Origin of the sequence: Komagataeibacter oboediens (genome assembly GCF_003207815.1) — a bacterium.
Classification (GTDB): domain Bacteria; phylum Pseudomonadota; class Alphaproteobacteria; order Acetobacterales; family Acetobacteraceae; genus Komagataeibacter; species Komagataeibacter oboediens.
The window spans coordinates 1-560 of the sequence record NZ_NKTX01000269.1 but is presented as its reverse complement, the minus strand read 5'-3'; the positions used below and the strand labels follow the sequence as shown (position 1 = coordinate 560).

Here is a 560-nt window from a genome sequence, read left to right as displayed (position 1 = left end):
TCCATGCGACCCCGTGGCCGCTATCGGCCCAGATTGAAACGTGTTGGCACAAATCGCGCCGGTGCGGCTGGTGGTGGACCAAGCATCAGGTCAGTCAGCCCCCAGACCAGCGCATCGGCCCGGTCAGGTGATCGCGCGCCCTCAAACCCCGACATGGAGAACTGGCACAACTGGTCCTCAAGATCAGGAAACCGGCCATGATGCGTAACCTTGCCCTGCTCATAAAGCGCAGCCACCGGCTCTGCGCGGGCGAATTTGCCACGCGACGCCGTGACCAGTGTGACCGGCGCCGTGGCGCGGGCCGCGCGGATCGTGCTTTCGACCATTGCGCCACCAAAGTTCTTTTCGGCCACAATCCGGTCGCCCTTCCACAGATCCAGCGCATCCAGTGCGATCTTGGCCCAGCCAGCAGGCCCGGCGCGGCAGGATAGGTCAGCCAGCACATGGCCGTTGCCGTCCGCATCCACACCGCAGACCGATATGCCTATCTCATCCGAGCGATAATCTTCCGGACCGGAACACCCCGATGGATCGACCGCAACAACGATACGCCGCATGCG

Annotated in this window: 1 protein-coding gene; it reads right to left on the bottom strand. The window is 63.6% G+C overall.

What is annotated here, in order from left to right:
- Positions 1 to 20: 20 nt before the first annotated feature.
- A partial coding sequence (locus CFR80_RS18805; RefSeq protein WP_181418294.1) for a phage terminase large subunit family protein occupies positions 21 to 560 on the bottom strand: 540 nt, incomplete at its 5' end.